Origin of the sequence: Corynebacterium sp. MSK019 (assembly GCF_030232425.1) — a bacterium.
Classification (GTDB): Bacteria; Actinomycetota; Actinomycetes; order Mycobacteriales; family Mycobacteriaceae; genus Corynebacterium; species Corynebacterium jeikeium_D.
Map to the genome: position 1 here is coordinate 42,398 of NZ_JASPJT010000008.1, position 17,359 is coordinate 59,756.

Annotated in this window: 18 protein-coding genes and 1 riboswitch; of the genes, 9 read left to right on the forward strand and 9 right to left on the reverse strand. The window is 57.6% G+C overall.

Going from position 1 to position 17,359, the window contains the following annotated elements:
- Positions 1–10: 10 nt before the first annotated feature.
- Positions 11–1,711 (forward strand): FUSC family protein, encoded by a 1,701-nt coding sequence (locus QP982_RS06970; RefSeq protein WP_284870350.1) that lies wholly within the window; start codon positions 11–13, stop codon positions 1,709–1,711.
- Here QP982_RS06970 and QP982_RS06975 read toward each other — a convergent pair.
- On the reverse strand, positions 1,708–2,367 hold the full coding sequence (locus QP982_RS06975; RefSeq protein ID WP_150960744.1) for a hypothetical protein: 660 nt from the start codon (positions 2,365–2,367) through the stop codon (positions 1,708–1,710). The genes QP982_RS06970 and QP982_RS06975 overlap by 4 nt on opposite strands.
- 10 nt (positions 2,368–2,377) lie before the next feature.
- Positions 2,378–3,097, reverse strand: coding sequence for a nicotinamide riboside transporter PnuC (pnuC, locus tag QP982_RS06980; RefSeq protein ID WP_049192843.1), 720 nt, complete (start codon positions 3,095–3,097; stop codon positions 2,378–2,380).
- A gap of 10 nt (positions 3,098–3,107) precedes the next feature.
- Positions 3,108–3,277: riboswitch (FMN riboswitch) on the reverse strand.
- Between the two features lie 109 nt (positions 3,278–3,386).
- Here pnuC and QP982_RS06985 point away from each other — a divergent pair.
- On the forward strand, positions 3,387–4,181 hold the full coding sequence (locus tag QP982_RS06985; protein ID WP_065421705.1) for a YwiC-like family protein: 795 nt from the start codon (positions 3,387–3,389) through the stop codon (positions 4,179–4,181).
- A 51-nt stretch (positions 4,182–4,232) separates the two neighbouring features.
- The gene (locus QP982_RS06990) at positions 4,233–5,189 is read left to right on the forward strand and encodes a MinD/ParA family ATP-binding protein (protein WP_016423229.1); all 957 of its coding nucleotides are present in this window, start codon (positions 4,233–4,235) and stop codon (positions 5,187–5,189) included.
- Positions 5,190–5,200: 11 nt separating this feature from the next.
- Here the strand turns inward: QP982_RS06990 and QP982_RS06995 are convergent, their stop codons facing one another.
- The 4 genes from QP982_RS06995 to ftsE form a co-directional block, all read right to left on the reverse strand.
- Positions 5,201–6,328 (reverse strand): 3-hydroxyisobutyryl-CoA hydrolase, encoded by a 1,128-nt coding sequence (locus QP982_RS06995; protein WP_284870351.1) that lies wholly within the window; start codon positions 6,326–6,328, stop codon positions 5,201–5,203.
- A 100-nt stretch (positions 6,329–6,428) separates the two neighbouring features.
- Complete coding sequence (ppk2, locus tag QP982_RS07000; protein ID WP_284870352.1) at positions 6,429–7,343, reverse strand: polyphosphate kinase 2; 915 nt, start codon at positions 7,341–7,343, stop codon at positions 6,429–6,431.
- Between the two features lie 83 nt (positions 7,344–7,426).
- The gene (gene ftsX, locus QP982_RS07005; protein ID WP_070545962.1) at positions 7,427–8,329 is read right to left on the reverse strand and encodes a permease-like cell division protein FtsX; all 903 of its coding nucleotides are present in this window, start codon (positions 8,327–8,329) and stop codon (positions 7,427–7,429) included.
- A gap of 48 nt (positions 8,330–8,377) precedes the next feature.
- Entirely contained in the window at positions 8,378–9,067 is a 690-nt protein-coding gene (ftsE, locus tag QP982_RS07010) for a cell division ATP-binding protein FtsE (protein WP_016423233.1), read from the reverse strand.
- Between the two features lie 427 nt (positions 9,068–9,494).
- On the opposite strand from ftsE, the gene QP982_RS07015 reads away from it, so the two are divergent.
- The gene (locus QP982_RS07015) at positions 9,495–10,868 is read left to right on the forward strand and encodes an HNH endonuclease signature motif containing protein (RefSeq protein ID WP_284870353.1); all 1,374 of its coding nucleotides are present in this window, start codon (positions 9,495–9,497) and stop codon (positions 10,866–10,868) included.
- Between the two features lie 2 nt (positions 10,869–10,870).
- Here the strand turns inward: QP982_RS07015 and prfB are convergent, their stop codons facing one another.
- Positions 10,871–11,983 carry a peptide chain release factor 2 gene (prfB, locus tag QP982_RS07020; protein ID WP_038626269.1) on the reverse strand — a complete coding sequence of 371 codons (1,113 nt, stop codon included), beginning with the start codon at positions 11,981–11,983 and terminating at the stop codon, positions 10,871–10,873.
- A gap of 47 nt (positions 11,984–12,030) precedes the next feature.
- Here prfB and QP982_RS07025 point away from each other — a divergent pair, with 47 nt between their 5' ends.
- A complete protein-coding gene (locus tag QP982_RS07025; RefSeq protein ID WP_284870354.1) occupies positions 12,031–12,915 on the forward strand; it encodes an inositol monophosphatase family protein in 885 nt (294 codons plus the stop codon).
- Positions 12,916–12,925: 10 nt separating this feature from the next.
- The gene (gene hisN / locus QP982_RS07030) at positions 12,926–13,726 is read left to right on the forward strand and encodes a histidinol-phosphatase (protein ID WP_284870355.1); all 801 of its coding nucleotides are present in this window, start codon (positions 12,926–12,928) and stop codon (positions 13,724–13,726) included.
- 42 nt (positions 13,727–13,768) lie between these two features.
- Here hisN and QP982_RS07035 read toward each other — a convergent pair whose 3' ends face one another.
- Positions 13,769–14,107 carry an ArsR/SmtB family transcription factor gene (locus QP982_RS07035; protein WP_256882012.1) on the reverse strand — a complete coding sequence of 113 codons (339 nt, stop codon included), beginning with the start codon at positions 14,105–14,107 and terminating at the stop codon, positions 13,769–13,771.
- Positions 14,108–14,176: 69 nt separating this feature from the next.
- Between QP982_RS07035 and arsB the strand changes: the two genes are divergently transcribed.
- Together arsB and QP982_RS07045 are read left to right on the forward strand one after the other, a co-directional pair.
- Positions 14,177–15,244 (forward strand): ACR3 family arsenite efflux transporter, encoded by a 1,068-nt coding sequence (arsB, locus tag QP982_RS07040; protein ID WP_076773203.1) that lies wholly within the window; start codon positions 14,177–14,179, stop codon positions 15,242–15,244.
- Between the two features lie 15 nt (positions 15,245–15,259).
- Positions 15,260–15,688: an arsenate-mycothiol transferase ArsC gene (locus QP982_RS07045; RefSeq protein WP_016423240.1), complete on the forward strand. Its 429-nt coding sequence runs from the start codon at positions 15,260–15,262 to the stop codon at positions 15,686–15,688.
- On the opposite strand, the gene QP982_RS07050 is transcribed toward QP982_RS07045, so the two are convergent.
- Complete coding sequence (locus QP982_RS07050) at positions 15,685–16,191, reverse strand: hypothetical protein (RefSeq protein WP_147721928.1); 507 nt, start codon at positions 16,189–16,191, stop codon at positions 15,685–15,687. The genes QP982_RS07045 and QP982_RS07050 overlap by 4 nt on opposite strands.
- Before the next feature lie 211 nt (positions 16,192–16,402).
- Here QP982_RS07050 and QP982_RS07055 point away from each other — a divergent pair, with 211 nt between their 5' ends.
- Positions 16,403–17,359, forward strand: coding sequence for a DUF418 domain-containing protein (locus tag QP982_RS07055; RefSeq protein ID WP_049189563.1), 957 nt, complete (start codon positions 16,403–16,405; stop codon positions 17,357–17,359).

Here is a 17,359-nt window from a genome sequence, read left to right on the forward strand (position 1 = left end):
TTCACCAACATTGAGCCAAACGGTTGAGCTTCCTCCACAACCAAGTGCATGGCAACTTTTTACTGCCTTCCACTCCCGTGCGCAGAGATGGCCCGGTGCCCTCCGCGCAGCACTCGCGCTATTCCTGCCGGGTGCCGTGGCACTTCTCACCGGCCATGGCTCGGAGATGCTCCTTATCGCCGCTGGTGGTTGCGTGGTCATCTATGGCGAAGGCCACCCCTACCGCAGTCGCCTGCGCGTGATGGCCATCGCCGGACTATGCCTGGTCGCCGGCGTTATGTCCGGCAGTTTTGTTGGCTCAGTGGTCCACAGTGAGATCGCTTCCGGCGACAGTAATCTATGGCTGCTGCTCATCGCACTTTTTACCACGGCGTTGGCTACAGTCGGGGCCTTTATCCAAAACGCACTGCGCCTGCCACCACCAGGTTCATTCTTCATTGTGATGGTCTCAGGCGGTACCACAATGGTCGCCCGCCTTGGCTTCAACCCGGTTGAAACCGCCATGTGGGCTACCGTTGGTGTGCTTTCGGCGATAGTCATCGGCATGGCACCGCGGTTGTGGAATCCGCACGGCCCCGAGATGGCGGCCGTCCAATCCCTTGAATCAGCCATCGAGGCGATGGAAAAGTCAGACTCGACATCGTTCGCCGTTCATCACCAGGCGCAAACTGCACTCACCGACGCATGGGAATCGCTTGCCGACGCAGGCATCATCCGTGGCAGCAAAATCGTCAAGCCCTCCCATACGGAACTGGTCAACCGTGTCATTGCTGCTCATCAGCGGCTGATTGCTATCCGCGGCCGCTTGGGCGTGCACGGCAGCGCTGTGGACATCGTGGACACACCTAACCTCTTCGACGAGACACAGACAACCATTCCACTCGCACGACCAAGCGTGAGTTACCGAATCTTCCGCTCTTTCGACCGCTATTCTCACGCATCGATGACTGCGACAAAGGTGGCTATTACTGGCGGCTTAGCTGGTCTCATTAGCGTCCTTGTCGGCCTCGACCGGCCTGACTGGGCGGTGGTCAGCGCATTAATGACGCTACAGTGGGGCCCCGACCGCACCGCCGGTTCGATTCGAGGGATTCACCGCATGGTGGGCTCGATTATCGGCATTTTCCTCTATGCGCTGCTCTTTTCCTTTGGCCTGGACAGCTGGACGCTACTTATCGCGCTTGCAGCCTGCCAATTCGGCGCGGAGATTCTCGTGGTGAAGAACTATGCGCTGACGACGATCGTCACCACTCCGCTGGCGCTGCTGCTGGGCGGAAATGTCGCTGGCGAGCTCGCACCGATTGTGACCGATCGTGTTTTGGAAGTCGGTATCGCCTGCGCGCTGGCTCTCGCTGTCCTGCACTTCTGGCCGACCGAGAGCATTGAGAAGCACTACCTGCGTCATATTCCGCGCTGCTATCGACAGATGGGTGCTCTTCTCGGCGCGCTGCTAACCGGCACTCCGAATCAGGCACTCGATATTCGTCGCGATCTCCAGTACGAGCTGCTCAGTGAGCGCCAGGCCATCTCGTCTCTGGCCACCAACGACCCCAAAACCGCCGCTCCACACTGGGATGGGCATCGTCGCATTCGCACGGCCGGTTACTTGCTGTTGGACTACTGCCGTACGCATCCGAATATTAGGCCTTCTCACGAAGAGATTTCCAAGCTCGCCGAAGTGGTTCAAGCAGCTAAGTCCGAGGAATACTAGTCCTCCGGCAGCGGAGGCTCCTTGCGTAGGTCGCGGGCGGTTGCCCGCCGTACCTCGCGCGGTTCCTCCTCCGAGCCCCTCGAACGGAACTTGGCCGCGATGTCCTTCAACGAAGACGACAGTGGCGGCAGCTTCTCTAGCGCGTCACGGCCCGCGTCCCACGCGTCGGCAGCAATGTTTTCCGCTTTCCGACGGAACTTGCGGACCTTCTCCTCGCGCTGACGCTTAGTCTCTGCCGCGTCATTTTGCCGCTCGCGCTCACGCTCAAAGGCGGCGACATCGCGGGCCTCCGCGTCGGAAAGCCTCTTTGAAGCGTGTGCCGCGGCGTCCCACGACTCCTCCAGCGACTCCGCGAGGTGCAACATGGCATCGATGCGCTTTTCAACTTCGCGCAACTTCTCGCGGTAGCCCCGTTGAATGTCGTAGCGGCGCATGATGCGGCGGGCACGAGTGGCCTCATTGCGCCAGGTGATGATTGCGCCCTCAGAAATCGACTCATCGACGACGAAACGCATCGTCCACGGGTCGACATCAGCGCTGGCCAGATTGTTGCGTACCCGCTCCTCGCGGTCGAGGACGTCCTGCACGAGACTGCGGGCACGCTCTTCGGCTTGATGGGCGCGGTTGGTACGGGAGTTATCTGGTCGGAAGCTCACCTGGACTATCCTACCGCTCGGCTGCTGCCAAAGCCGGTACTTGGTCGGTCGCGGAGCTCTTCTGCTGGTCATTGTCGCTCTGGTGCTCGAGGCGAACCCAGGAGACAAAGCCCCAAATAACGAAGCATCCGTAGAAGAGGTACAGCGCCGCCGACGGGTAGTAGCCACCCTTGAGCAGCAACGGCACTCCCACGGCATCAACGGCAATCCAAATTAGCCAGAATTCGTTCCACCCGCGGGCCATACCCCAGGTCGCCAACATCGAACCGACGAAAATCCAGGCATCGGCCCATGGCCCCCACGAGCCCAGCATCTCAAAGATATTGGCACAAATCACAGTGGCGAAGATAGCCACGGTAATCATCCCAATGCGTTCCGATGCCGTCGCCCACCGAGGCTCAATTGCGACCTCGTCACCGCTCTGATTGCGGCTCTTGACCCAGCTGAACCATCCGTAGAGACTGACGACGATAAACATGACCTGACGCCCCGCCTGGCCATAGAGATCAAGATTTTGCGGCGTGTGGAAAACTCCGCCGAGGAAGACGGTAAACAGCAAGGCATTTCCGATAATGCCGACCGGCCAAGCCCATACCTTCCGTTTCATACCTAGGAAGGCACACGCCAGGCCAAAGAGGTTACCGACAATTTCTCGAATCAAGATTGGTGCTCCCGCCACACTGAGCTGTGCAGTGAGGAAACCCACCAAAAAATCCGACACGTATTCCACGAATTATTCAACTCCTTCTCTTTCATCCGGACTATGACCGTCGGTTTCGGATTCCAACCGAAATCTGCTTGTCCCCTACCTGACGACCCTTCTGGCCACAGGTAGGGCGCTCGTGGACTTGTCTGCGTCAGCCGCAGCATCACCACCGGTGAGGAATTTCACCTCGCCCTGAGAATGCGAGTTCAACGTTAGCACTGTCGCCTTGCGCGCATGTGCATTTTATTCAATGAGGTTTCAATATGAGGTTCTAATACAGCCTCGACATAATTACGCATCTACAATGCGTAGTATGAGCCAAAAGCCCCGCCAACCACGTCCTCCCCGCCCCGCCCGCCGCTCCCATCACAAGCGCTCCGCTGGCTGGGTTCCGGACCAGCACGGCGCCTGGTTCATGGTCACCATTCCCCCGCTGACCGCTCTCGCCCTCACCCCCACAGGGACAGGCCTTGCCGTCACCGCGACCTGGCTGCTCGGCTACTTCGCATTCTTCGCCGTGAGCGTCTGGCTCCGCTCTCGTCGCCAACGCCGCCACCTCGCACCCGCCGCCACATACACCGCGCTCACTGCCGTCGCCGGCTGCATCACACTGCTTGCCGACGTTTCCCTCCTCACCTGGGTCGCCCTCATTGCCCCTCTTGCCGCTATCGCTATTTGGGAGACCTACCGCCGCCGACCGCGCTCACTTCTCTCTGGTGTCTCCACCGTTCTGGCCGCTAGCCTCATGGTGCCTATCATCGCCGGACCAACCCCGAAAGCTTGGGCAATTGCGGCTATCTACGCTGGATATTTCGTCGGCACCGTGCCCTATGTAAAAACTATGATTCGCAAGCGCGGCAACCGCCAGTGGCTCATTGGCTCGGTCACGTATCACGTTCTCATTACCGCCGTGGCCATCATCGGGTGGCTCCTCCTCCACGACCGGAACCTCATCAGCATCGGTGTGCCCATCGTCGCAATTGGGCTTCTCATCAGGTCTTTTGCCATGCCAATCTCCGGCGCTCGCCGCGCTCGGCCGTGGACTCCGAAACAGGTCGGAATTCTCGATGCCTTCTTTGGAGTCGCCGTCGTTCTGGCTGCGTGGTAAAAACGACGGCGGGGACATACTTTGGGGATTTTTGGGGAGGCGATGAAGTCTATGACTTCCACCAAACACGCAGTCAATCACGCAGTTTCCGTCTCAGACTTGGCCGCTAGCCTGAACTCGCGGCAGGCACCACAGTCGGGCTGGCGCAGCTGGGTTCATAAGGCCACCTGGGGCGCAATTTCACCGCGGGAATCATCGTCGGCACGCAAGCAACGCGAGCTGATAGAGCGGGTGCGACAGCCTATCTACGGTGACTACAACATCGCTGTTATCAGCGTGAAGGGCGGCGTTGGCAAGACGTCGACAACCATGTGCCTGGGCGCCACGCTTGCAAGCCTGCGCAGTGACCGAATCGTCGCGATCGACGCGAATCCGGACTTTGGCACCCTCGGCGCACGCGTCACCGCAGCCAATCCCGCATCTATTCGCGATCTGCTCCGAGCTCCGGATACGGACAAATACGCGCAGGTCCGCGCATATACATCACACACGCCGTCACGGCTGGAGGTTGTCGGCAGCGACCAAAATCCGACATCGACGATCGCGCTTTCCGACGGCGAATACTGCGCGGCCCTCGACATCCTTCGGCGGCATTACAACGTGAGTCTGACTGACTGCGGTACCGGCCTGACGCAGCCCATCTCCGCTTCGATTCTGTCTGCGGCCAATTGTCTGGTGCTGGTCACCACGCCTGCACTGGACGGCGTGAAAAGCGCCTGGACGACATTGGATTGGCTTTCAGCGCACGGCTTCGAACGGTTGGTTTCTACCACTGTCGTGGTGGTCAACGAGCTAAATAAACAGGGACTGTCCACAGAGACCGTGCACGAGTTATTTGCCCAGCGCTGCCGTGCAGTGCAGGTCATCCCCTATGATCCGCATATCGCGAATGGTGCCAATATCGAGCTGGACAATCTCCAGCCCGCCACCACCCAGAGCTATCTCGAATTGGCGGCCATGATTGCCGATGATTTCGCGCCGACGACTGGCCGCCACAGCTTTGTCTAACGCATAGCCAGCTAACGAAGGTGCTGACGAATCCCCTCGACATCGACCTCCTGAACGGAGGCGGGCTTGAAGGTGGCGTCGCGGTCCTTGTCCACCAAAACCGCCCGCACGCCTTCGGCAAAATTGGGGTGCTGACGCATGTAAGCGCCGAGCTTCATCTCCCGGTTCAGAGCCTCCTGCAGCGTAACCCCCGGACCCGCGTTCGCTGCATAGAGCTCCGCTGCCGCCACGAGACTCTCCGGGTTGGCGGGTGCCAGCAGATCGCGGAAGGTCTCCACTGTTGACGACGCACAGGAGCCAGCCTCAGCGGCTTCGTTGAGAGCTCGCTCAATCTCCGCCCAGGTATCAGCCCCAAAGCAAGCCTCAATGCAGTCGCTCCACTCGGCCAACTGCGGATCCCCGAGCAGATCACGAGCCTCAGCTGAGTCCACATCGAGCGCATACTCCGCGAGCGCCGAATCAATTCCATCGCGGTCCAGAGCCGCAACAAACTCGTCCAGCTGCGCGGATGGCACCGCATGTGTCGCCCATCCAGACCACAGCATGTCCGCCGCAGTTAGGCGGTAACCGGTCAGCCCGGTAAACCTCGCGATTGCCGACGAGGGCCCTCCTAACCGCGTGTTCACATGCTGCGAAAAGTGGGTAATTCCAACGTCGGGAATAAAGCCGATTGCCATTTCTGGCATGGAAGCGCTGGCACGCTCGGTCACGATTCGGTGGGAGCCGTGCATGGAAACACCAAGGCCACCGCCCATAGCGATGCCATCAATAATCGCGATATATGGCTTGGACTGCGCGAATTCCGCAATCATCGCGTTCATCTCGTACTCATCCCGGAAAAACTCCTCCCCCTGCTCCGGAACGCCATCGAGCACAGCCTGCCGAACTGCGCGCACATCACCACCGGCACAAAACGCCTTGGGGTGACCGGATGAAACAACAATGTGGTCCACCGAGTCGTCGTCACGCCATGCGCGGAGCCCCTCGACGACCTCGGTGACCATATCCAAATCGAGCGAATTAAGTGCCTTCGGCCTATTCAGCCGAAGGTGACCAGATCGCCCGTGGACTTCTCGCAGCACCTTCGGCTCATCGACCTCGGTGCGTGCAGTGCCAGAACCGTTATCAGTAGCAGTCATGTCACCCAGTGTGACACAGATAACTAACCAGGGAAAGGTTCTGACGGGAAGGTTCTGCTGCGAAGGTTCTGACGACCAGAACCTCACTGAGACTAAGGAGCTACTTCTTCTTGCTCTTCTTGTCCTTCTTGTCCTTCTTGTCCTTCTTGTGCTTCTTGCCCTTCTTATCGGACTTGCCTGCACCCTTCACACGGTCAGCTTCGAGCTTCGCGGCAATGTCCGGCACATAGCGGAATTCAGTACGCGGCGGACGCTCGTAGCTCCCCTCAGACTCCGGACGCTCCGGAATTTCCGGAACATCCCGCTGAATGTGCTCGTACGGAATGGTGGTCAGCAGGTGGTTGATGACATTGATACGCGAGCGCTTCTTGTCCTCGGACTCAACCGTGAACCACGGTGCGGACGGGATGTCGGTGTGGATGAACATCTCATCCTTTGCACGGGAGTAGTCCTCCCAGCGAGTGATGGACTCCAGGTCCATCGGCGAGAGCTTCCAGCGGCGCAGCGGATCTTCACGACGGGACTTGAAGCGAGCAACCTGCTCCTCGTCCGACACGGAGAACCAGTATTTGCGCAGGATAATGCCGTCTTCAACCAGCAGACGCTCGAAGATTGGAGCCTGGTGCAGGAAGCGACGGTACTCCTGCGAGGTACAGAAGCCCATGACGCGCTCAACGCCGGCGCGGTTGTACCAGGAGCGGTCGAAAATCACGATTTCGCCGGCAGTCGGCAGCTTTTCGACATAACGCTGGAAGTACCACTGACCCTGCTCACGGCTCGTCGGAGCCGGCAGAGCCTCAATGCGACAGGTACGGGGATTCAGGTACTGCGTGATGCGCTTAATGGCCGACCCCTTGCCGGCGGCGTCACGACCCTCCATCACGATGACAATTCGGGCACCGGTTTCTACCACCCACTGCTGCATTTCGACGAGCTCTGCCTGGAGCTTTTTGAGCTCGGCCTCATAAGCCTTCTTGTCGAGCTTCGGTGGGCGCTGGACGTCGTCATTATTCATAGCTTTCAGCTTACCTGGCACCCTGCCCTGACCCTATTCACCGGGTTTAACCGAGGGGTCTAATCGCAAACCTAATTGGAACCCTAGTCACGCGAGTAAAGACGCAGCGTGACCTGTGCAACAAGCCCAGCAAAGACCATGCCGATAATGACCACGATTGGCGCCACCACACCAATATCGCCGTTGGTCAGCGGCGCCAGAAGCTGTGCCTTGTACAGGTTACTCAGCGCCGGATCGATGACCGTCGCCTTACCCAGGAACAGCGCACCGATAGCCAGCAGACCACCAATCAGCGACGCAATCACAGCCTCGAGGACGAACGGCGCCTGTGTGAACCAGCGGCTGGCACCGACCATGCGCATAATCTCAACTTCCTTACGACGCGAGAACGCCGCAATCTGGACCATGTTCGCAATCAGGAACACAGCGGCAACGGCCTGCACCGCCGCCAGCAGGAAGGTCGCATTTCGCACCGAGTCCAGGTTCTGAGCTGCAGTACCGATCTCTTCATGCTGGTCAGTAACGTGGTCGACCTGTGGCAGCTCCCGAATCGGATCGAGCGGGCTGACATCGGTCGGGTCGCTCAGACGCACCATCACGACAGCCGGCAGCGACTCCGGCGTCGCGTTTTCCACGAGCACGGGGTCGCTATCCTTGAACATCTCCACAAAGTGGTCAAAGTTTTGCTGACGATTTCGGAAGGTCACCGAATCAACGCCGTCAGTCTCTTCAAGCTTGCCGACGACCTCAGCACACTCCGGCGAGGAGCAAGTTTGGTCTTCGGCGGAGATTTGTTCATTCAGTTCGATCTGCACTTCTACGCGATCGAGATAGAGATCCTTCGTGCGGCTGGTCTGCTCAGTAACCAGGATGCCCGTCGCAAGCAGCGCCAACGACACCGCAGTCGTAATAATCATCGCGATGGTCATCGTGATGTTTCGGCCCAAGGAGGAGAAAGCCTCACCGAGGACAAAGCGAGTCTTCATAGGTCAGTAATACCTTTCGAATGAGTTCTTCTACCGATGGACTGTCTGCTAGTTGTTCAGGCCGTAAACACCCGTGGCGTCGTCACGCACGAGACGCCCCAGCTCCAGCTCCAGCACGCGGCGACGCATGGAGTCCACGGCATCGTTGTCGTGAGTCGACACAATAACGGTCGTGCCCATGCGATTGATGCGGTCAAGCAGGAGCATGATGTCACCGGAGGTGCTTGGGTCGAGGTTGCCGGTGGGCTCGTCGGCAAGCAAGATGAGCGGGCGGTTGACGAAGGCGCGAGCAATGGCGACGCGCTGCTGCTCACCACCAGACAACTCGTGCGGGTAGCGGTTTTCCTTGCCCGAGAGCCCGACCATTTCGAGCGTTTCCGGAACTGCCTTGTCGATTTTCGCCTTCGGCTTGCCAATTACCTGCAACGCGAACGCGACATTTTCGTACACCGTCTTCTTTGGCAGCAGGCGGAAGTCCTGGAAGACATACCCCACTTTTTGACGCAATTTAGGGATGTTGCGACGAGAAATCTTGGTTAGATCCTGGTCTGCAACCGTCAGTTTTCCTGAATCCACTTTCTCTTCACGCACCATAAGGCGCAGGAAGGTCGACTTACCAGAGCCCGACGGTCCAATGAGAAAGACAAACTCACCTTTATCTATGTGGACTGAAACGTCGTCGAGAGCTGGTCGGCTAGAAGTCGAATAGGACTTGGTAACCCCGTCGAAAGTGATCATAAGTAGACACTCTAATCACTTAAGCCACTCAAGTCACTCTGGAATGCGCGAAACTAGACGCTGGGATGGCGGGATTGCGGGGACGAGCAGCGGCTAACACTAACCCCCAGAGCGTGCGACCGCACAGAAGTACACACTACGACAGAATTCGAAACCATTTTCCCCAAAAATCTTTACCCCCCCCCCCTTTACTTCGCTTACCTGTTCGATTAAAATGAGCGATGAAAGATTAAACGCGAGGATTAAAAACACCAAATAACGTCGCCGAGCTGCTTAAAGCTCGGAAAATTCGCTCAGAGTTAGTCGAAAATATTTTCACTACCTCTTCCTTATTTCAACATTTCAACGTCCAGGCCTTATCTTTCAGGGGGATTCAACAATGGCCAGCGGGGAACATATACCACGGAAACGCACTTACGCTGCGGCGATGGAAGCAACAGCGCCACGCTTTCACCATGAGATTTCTCAAACAGCACCAGCACGTCTTGGAATTGACCGTAATCGAGCTGATCTGCAGCTTGCCCTTGCTTGTGTTCCGTCTTCTTCAACAAAAGATGTCGAAGATTACATCGCCAAAATCGCTCCAGCTCTTGGCATGTCGCGCGGGAGAACACTCCAGTACATCGATATCGGGATGCAGCTAGAGCGGCTCCCGCGGTTGAAAGAGCTTCTGCTCAAACGCGCACAGCTACCGCTTCCCCACATGCGGGTCATTGCCACAGCCATCCTCCCCTTGGATGACTCCTCTACTGTGAAATATTTCGAAGACCATCTCCTCGAACTGATCACGCCGAGAGTCAATGGTGAAGTTCTTCGCGGAGTTCGGAGTCTTCAACAGAATATTCAGCGATTTATTAATGAAGTCAGCCCGCTATTGCGCCCTAAAAATGAGTACGACCCGCCGATTACTTCGTTTCAAAAAGGCATCGAGCAAAAAGCTGGCGAATCTATAAAGTTCGAGTTAAAGAACAACCTCACTGAAGTCACCATGGAACTGATGCCTGAGCGGGCAATTGAGTTTCAGAAAGTCTTGGAAGAAATTACCGCTGATCAGGACTGCGACTTCGTCGAGGCTTTTTCACACCTTCTGCACGGGACTGCTCAGGTCACCGCCACATTGAATCTGTACTGCCCACTTACTCAAGACAAGCCGCAGGAGGCATGGATCGGCGGTCTGGGGTGGATCAACAAAATCGCCACTGAATCCTGGCTCGATCGAGTCACTAGCATCCGGCTACTAGCGGACGAGAAAACGGAAAAGTACTCGCCAACAGAGCGACAGCGTACTTACGTCCAAGGTAGAGACGGCACCTGCCGCTTTCCCGGATGCGATGTCGATGCAACGAAGTGCGACATCGACCACATTCAGTCGTATAACCACGAGAATCCCGAAGAAGGTGGCCAAACCGAAACGCCTAACCTCCATTGCCTATGCCGCCGCCACCACAATCTAAAAACGGCCGGTCTTTGGAATGTCGTGCGCGATATCGACGGCGTGGAGTACTGGACCTCCGTCACTGATCAAAGCACCGAAAAAGCTGCGCTTATCAGCACAGAATCAGGACCGCTCTCCGGCCACGGTCGCTACTCTTTCGACCTGCGCAAGACAAAGAAAGCACAGACACTCAAGGAATACAACGAGCAGAGGTTGGAACACCTCCGCGAATCACAGGAGCTGACAAATCAGGCTCGCGAAGAACTGGGAATGAACAAAACCGAGAGAAACGGAGAAGCCGACGAACCCACCACACCGGAAACACCCGAGGCACCGGAAGCGCCCGAAGACGAACCGCCCTTCTAGCGCTACTCGCCTTCGGACTGCTGAGCCATGCGCCAGCGAATACCGGCCTCGATGAAACCGTCTAGGTCACCGTCGAGGACCGACTGTGGGTTGTTGACTTCGTATTCGGTACGCAGATCCTTGACCATCTGGTACGGGTGCAGCACATAGGAGCGCATCTGGTTACCCCACGAGGCATTGCCGCCTGCGCCGAGAGCATCCAGCTCCGCGCGCTCTTCCTGGCGCTTCTTCTCCAGCAACTTCGCCTGCAGAACTCGCATGGCAGATGCCTTGTTCTGGTGCTGGGACTTCTCGTTCTGACAGGTCACCACGATGCCGGTTGGGACGTGCGTAAGTCGGACCGCGGAGTCCGTGGTGTTCACCGACTGCCCACCTGGGCCGGAGGAGCGGTAGACGTCGATACGCAAATCTGACTCGGGGATGTCGATGTGATCCGTTTCCTCCACAACCGGCAGCACCTCAACCTCAGCGAAGGAAGTCTGGCGGCGCCCCTGGTTGTCGAAAGGACTAATACGAACCAGACGGTGCGCACCCTGCTCGACCGAGAGGGTGCCGTACATGTACTCGCCATGGACGACGAAAGTAGCGGACTTAATACCGGCCTCTTCAGCGTAGGACGTGTCGTAAACCTCGACCTTATGCCCATGCTTGTCGGCCCAGCGCAGGTACATACGCATGAGCATCTCGGCCCAGTCAGCGGCATCCACGCCACCGGCACCGGAGCGGATGTTGATGACCGCCTCGCGCTCGTCGTAAGGCCCCGAAAGCATCGTAGTGACCTCGAGGGATTCGATGTCGGCACGCAGCTCAGCGCGTTCGGCATCGGCCATCTCGACGGCGTCGGGGTCGCCCTCCTCTTCCGCGAGTTCGTACATCACAGAGAGATCGTCGAGGCGCCCGCGCAGCGAGTCGATCTTTTTCTTCTTCGCCTGCGCCTGCGATAGTGCGCTGGTGACCTGCTGCGCGTGGTCGGGGTCATCCCACAGCGACGGGTCGGCGGCCTGGGCTTCCAACTCCCTGATCCGGTCGGAAAGCTCGTCGACATCAACCACCTTCTCAATGGTGGTCAGCGTCGCGTCGAGTTCTTTGAGGTCAGCATTCAGATCCGGGTTCACGGGTACTACCTTAGCTATACCGCCTGTTTCGGTGCACAATAGGACGTATGTCTGAAGCCACCGCCAGCCAAGATTCCAGCCAAGACCCGCACCAAGATTCCAGCCAAGACCTAGAACTCTTTCTCTCCCAAGTATCCGAGTCGATTGTGGCATCGGATACCAGTGTTGCGGTTGCCATCGTGAAGCGTGCCGCTACCATTGCCGCTCGTATGCGCGACGAAGGCCTGGTCACGGAGTACAAGACATCGATTTCCGACGTCGTCACCGCGGCCGACCGCGCAGCGGAGAAATTCGTCGTCGAGGCTTTGGCCGCGCTCCGCCCGGAGGACGGCATTCTTGGCGAGGAAGGGTCCGCGAAGGAGTCCCAGTCTGGTCGCACGTGGGTGATCGATCCTGTCGATGGCACCTACAACTTCACCACTGGTTCGGACTACTGGTGCAGCGCATTGGCGCTGGTTATGGGCGATGCGAACAATCCGGATGAGGTCGTCCTCGGCGCGGTGCACCGCCCGGCAACGGGCGAGAGCTGGATTGGTGGCCCCAATCTCCCGACCACTCGTATCAACCTCGATGGCACTGTTGATGACCTCCGGGTCACTGACCGCCCCCTCTCGGAAGTCTGCGCAGCGACCTACCTCCACACCACGGTGGTGAGCTCGAGCGAGGAATCCGAGGCCACGGCTACAAAGTCCTGGCTGGATGCGGTGTCCCGCAGCGCTACCTGGCGCATGCTGGGCTCAGCGTCGGTGGATATGGCAGGCGTTGCCGACGGCCGCATCGGCGTATGGTTCCAGCGCGACGTCGCAGCCTGGGACTGGCTGCCTGGGTATGCGCTTATCTCGGGCGCAGGCGGCGAATGTACGTCGGTGGGGCGCTGGAAGCTTGCGGGCTCGAGTGGCCAGGTCGCAGAGCTGAGTGAGGTTCTGCGCTAGAATTTCGGCCATGACCACCTCTTACTCCGAAGATCTCGCCCTCGCACTCTCGCTTGCCGACGCAGCCGACGACCTCACGATGTCCCGCTTCGAGGCGGCCAATCTAATCGTCGAGTCCAAGCCCGACCTGACTCCGGTCTCCGATGCCGATATCGCGTGCGAGAAGCTGCTCCGCGAGATTCTGTCGGACAAGCGCCCGAGCGATGAAGTTCTCGGCGAAGAATTCGGCGGCGAAGCTGTGTTTGAGGGCCGTCAGTGGGTCATCGACCCCATCGACGGCACCAAGAACTTCGTGCGCAATGTCCCGGTCTGGGCCACCTTGATTGCCCTGCTGGAGGACGGCAAGCCGGTTGTCGGCGTAGTCTCTGCCCCAGCACTGGGCCGTCGCTGGTGGGCATCCAAGGGCGACGGCGCATTCAAGCGCACCCACGTCGGTGGCCGGGAGGCCACCGAGCGCCGCATTGAAGTCTCGAAGGTAGCAGATGTCGCGGACTGCTCAATCTCCAACTCTTCGCTCACAGGTTGGGCCGAGCGCGATTTGCGCGACAACTTCATCGGTCTCACCGATGACGCCTGGCGTCTGCGTGGCTATGGCGACTTCTTCTCCTACTGCCTGGTAGCGGAGGGTGCGGTCGATGTCGCCGCCGAGCCAGAAGTTTCCCTGTGGGATCTGGCAGCTCTTGCAATCCTGGTCGACGAAGCTGGCGGCCGCTTCACTTCCCTAGCGGGTGTCGACGGGCCGCACGGCGGGGACGCAGTTGCGACGAATGGGTTGCTTCACGACGCTGTCGTCAAGCGCCTGAACGGGTAAACAGGGTTTTCCAACCTATCGCAATTTGCGACGAGCGCCCCACTAGCTCCCGTTCGCGTGACCGATATCCAGGATACGTCGCAGCTCAGCAAATACTTCAGGGCGTACCTCATGGGTTACTACCCGTCCACTCTTAGACCTAGTAAGCAGCCCGGCATCCGCCATGGTCTTTAAATGATGCGACACCGTCGGCTGACTAAGCCCAGAAACAGCGGCCAGCTCACCCACGGTCATCGGACTACAGCCAGCGGCAGCGAGCTGAGACAAAATTTGCAGGCGCGCCGGTTGCGCCAGCGCTTTGAAGAGCGTTGCCGCAGCTTGCGCTTCCGCCGTGTCGAGAGGCCGACCGCCAAGTGCACAGCATTCTGAGATTTCGTCCATACCTGTTGAGGCTACACGCCCCCCCTAAATATATTGACAATCATCGATATATTGATTACACCGGAAACTATGACACAGACTACAAAGTCACTCAGCTTCCTAGATCGCTTCTTGCCGCTATGGATTGCAGCTGCAATGGCAATTGGCCTCATTCTGGGCAAAATTGCACCATCATTTGTGAACTGGCTGGCAGAGGCAAAAATTGCGACAATTTCCGTACCAATCGCCATCGGCTTGCTGGTCATGATGTACCCACCGCTCGCAAAGGTTCGATACGACAAAACGGGCGAAATTTTGACATCAAGGAAGCTGATGGGCATCACAGTCTTCCTCAATTGGATTCTCGGCCCCGCACTGATGTTCATCCTTGCCTGGATATTCCTCAGCGATAGTCCAGAACTGCGCACTGGCGTGATTATCGTCGGTCTCGCCCGCTGCATTGCAATGGTTTTGGTCTGGAACGACCTATCTTGCGGCGATACTGAAGTCGCTGCCGTACTGGTGGCCGTAAACTCGCTATTTCAAATTCTCATGTTCGGCGCTCTGGGGTGGTTCTACCTGCAGATTCTGCCCTCCTGGTTGGGACTGGAAACCACTTCCGCCACCTTTTCTTTTTGGGCAATCGCACTATCCGTAGTGGTATTCCTCGGTATTCCGCTTCTAGCTGGCGCAGCATCACGCATAGTTGGTGAACGCGCCCGTGGTCGCGACTGGTATGAAAATGACTACTTGCCCAAAATCTCACCATTGGCGCTTGCCGGCCTTCTATACACAATCGTGTTGCTCTTTGCACTTCAGTCACAGCAGATTCTTGAGAATCCCTGGACCGTTGCGAAAGTGGCGCTACCACTAGTGATCTACTTCCTCGCCATGTTCGCGATCGCTCTCACTTCGGCCAAGGCCGCGGGCATGAACTACGCAACCTCCGCATCGATTGCCTTTACGGCCGCCGGAAATAACTTCGAGTTGGCAATTGCGGTTGCGATTGGCACCTTCGGCCCATTGTCCCAGCAAGCACTTGCGGGAACGATTGGACCACTTATTGAAGTACCCGTACTCGTTGCACTTGTCTACGTCACCCGCTGGCTCGGGCCGCGCCTTTTCCCCAATGACCTTTCCGTACCGGACAAACTATAGAAAAAGGGTTCTGAAGTGAAGGAAATCCCGAAGGTACTTTTCATCTGCGTGGCAAATGCCGGTAAATCCCAGATGGCCGAGGCCATTGCGCGTGCAAAATATGCCACGCAGTTCATCGCCCTTTCAGCAGGAACGAACCCCAAAACTACTACCAATGCGCTTGCAGCCAAATCAGTTGCAGAAATCGGCGCTTCTATGGACGGTGCATCACCAAAGCCGATTGACCCCACGATTCTCCGGACTGCAGATCGTGTTGTCATCATCGGCGATGCCGCTCATGTAGAGCTCCCCTCGGACGCTCAAGGCTCACTCGAGCGTTGGCTTACTGACGAGCCTTCAAAACGAGGCATCGACGGAAAAGAACGCATGGACCTAATTCGCGATGACCTCGAGCACCGTATCGACGAGTTAGCTGTCGAACTCCGTTACACTAAGAATCCCTAAGCGGCAGAATCCAACAAAAGCCGCCTTATCGCCAGCGTAATCCACACGACTGCGCCGACGCCTGCGATGAGGCCGAGGAGCAGGAACATCAGGCCGACTGCCCAGAGCCCGGTGGTGTCGTCGGTGCCGGCAATGATGCTCCAGCACAGGGCGTAGCCGGCGACGGCAGCCCACCAGGTGGGCAGCAGGTTCAGAGTTGGGACGGCCACGCGCATCATGGCAGAGGCAGTGAGGATGACCATCGCAAAGCCGCTGCAGAAAACCTGCCACGGCGAGTAGTCGTATTCGCCCTCGAGCGTCCACGCGAGCGTACAAAAGCAGATTAGGAATGCTGCGACGAAGACGAAAATCGTGTGCCCAAATGCGATACGCTCGCCGTATTTTTTGGCCAACCATGCGGCGCCCACCCATGCGAGGACGGTGGGGATGGCAATGATCAACAGGTACGCGAGGAAGACACCTGGCACCTCAGCCCAGGTGAAACTCGTCAGCATCGATGTCATGCCACCAGGCTACGCCTGCCTCTTAGCTTTTTGAGCGCGCTAGTTTCCCAGTAAAAACACAGACGAAACACCATGATTTACACATAGTCACTTAATGTATTGTCAGGTTCGGTTGCTACAACTAGAAAGTCGTTTTCAATACGCCGTTTGTAGAGAGTGCTTTTTACCAAAGAGCACCTCCCTATAAGTTGTAGTAAAGGAGAAATCCGGGGTGAATAAACCTACCCGAATTGTGGGGCTCGATATAGCGCGCTCACTCGCCATCATCGGCATGATCATTGTCCATATGGCCTCACTACTTTGGAGCACAAAGGTTGTGCTCTCTGGCCTACCCTCATCACTGTTCGCCATTATCGCCGGCGCCACAATGATGATCATCGGCCGCAATTACAGCAGCACTACCTTCTTGCGCTTGATCACTCGCGGCGCCCTAATCATTCTCATCGGCCTGGCACTATTGCCGGTGGGTGGAGAAATTCAGGTGGTCCTCGTCATCATGGGCCTGGTAATGATGCTGGTTTCCTGGATGCCAGCGCTCGGAACCTGGTGGCGAGTCGGCTTCTTCATCGCCGCCACCATCGCCGCCACAATTAAGTACGCGCCTATGACGCTGCCGCAGATCTATCCGCTACTCGCGTGGATCGCATATTTCATCGGCGGCATGCTGCTTTACGACGTCTACCTACGCCGTCGCCTGCAAGACACTTCCACCTCTGAGAACAGCGCCAATGCTCGGTTGAGCTGGATTGTCACCGCTGTCAGTGCTGTCATCACGGCCGTCGGCATGTACTTCCGATTTGATCCCGAGATTGCTGGCTGGCTCCGTTTTACCGGACACACTGGCGTCTTCGGAGAAATCATTCTCTCCGTCGCAGTTGCCGCCATTGTCCTGCACTTGTGCCTTTTCGTAGGCGATCGCTTCCCAGCTGTGGTTTACCCATTCGCGGCTATGGGAACAATGTCGCTGACAATCTACATCCTGCACGTTCTCACCGCGTTTTATTGGCAGCAGAATGTTGCATTGCATTCCACGTTGTCTGCAGCAGGTTTCATCGTATTCTTCCTCGTCATCGCTAGCCTCTGGAAGAAATTTGTCGGACAGGGCCCTGCCGAAAAACTCGTTGCCACCGCAATCAAGGGCATTGTTCCTTCTGGGAAAGGGAAATAA

Excerpts from the sequence above, each read along its gene's own strand:
- ftsE (WP_016423233.1), bottom strand. The coding sequence starts at position 9,067 with ATGATCACTTTCGACGGGGTTACCAAGTCCTATTCGACTTCTAGCCGA.
- QP982_RS06985 (WP_065421705.1), top strand. The coding sequence starts at position 3,387 with ATGAGCCAAAAGCCCCGCCAACCACGTCCTCCCCGCCCCGCCCGCCGC.
- QP982_RS06995 (WP_284870351.1), bottom strand. The coding sequence starts at position 6,328 with ATGACTGCTACTGATAACGGTTCTGGCACTGCACGCACCGAGGTCGAT.
- QP982_RS07050 (WP_147721928.1), bottom strand. The coding sequence starts at position 16,191 with ATGACATCGATGCTGACGAGTTTCACCTGGGCTGAGGTGCCAGGTGTC.
- ppk2 (WP_284870352.1), bottom strand. The coding sequence starts at position 7,343 with ATGAATAATGACGACGTCCAGCGCCCACCGAAGCTCGACAAGAAGGCT.
- QP982_RS06990 (WP_016423229.1), top strand. The coding sequence starts at position 4,233 with ATGACTTCCACCAAACACGCAGTCAATCACGCAGTTTCCGTCTCAGAC.
- ftsX (WP_070545962.1), bottom strand. The coding sequence starts at position 8,329 with ATGAAGACTCGCTTTGTCCTCGGTGAGGCTTTCTCCTCCTTGGGCCGA.
- arsB (WP_076773203.1), top strand. The coding sequence starts at position 14,177 with ATGACACAGACTACAAAGTCACTCAGCTTCCTAGATCGCTTCTTGCCG.
- QP982_RS07015 (WP_284870353.1), top strand. The coding sequence starts at position 9,495 with ATGGAAGCAACAGCGCCACGCTTTCACCATGAGATTTCTCAAACAGCA.
- QP982_RS07025 (WP_284870354.1), top strand. The coding sequence starts at position 12,031 with ATGTCTGAAGCCACCGCCAGCCAAGATTCCAGCCAAGACCCGCACCAA.
- QP982_RS07035 (WP_256882012.1), bottom strand. The coding sequence starts at position 14,107 with ATGGACGAAATCTCAGAATGCTGTGCACTTGGCGGTCGGCCTCTCGAC.
- hisN (WP_284870355.1), top strand. The coding sequence starts at position 12,926 with ATGACCACCTCTTACTCCGAAGATCTCGCCCTCGCACTCTCGCTTGCC.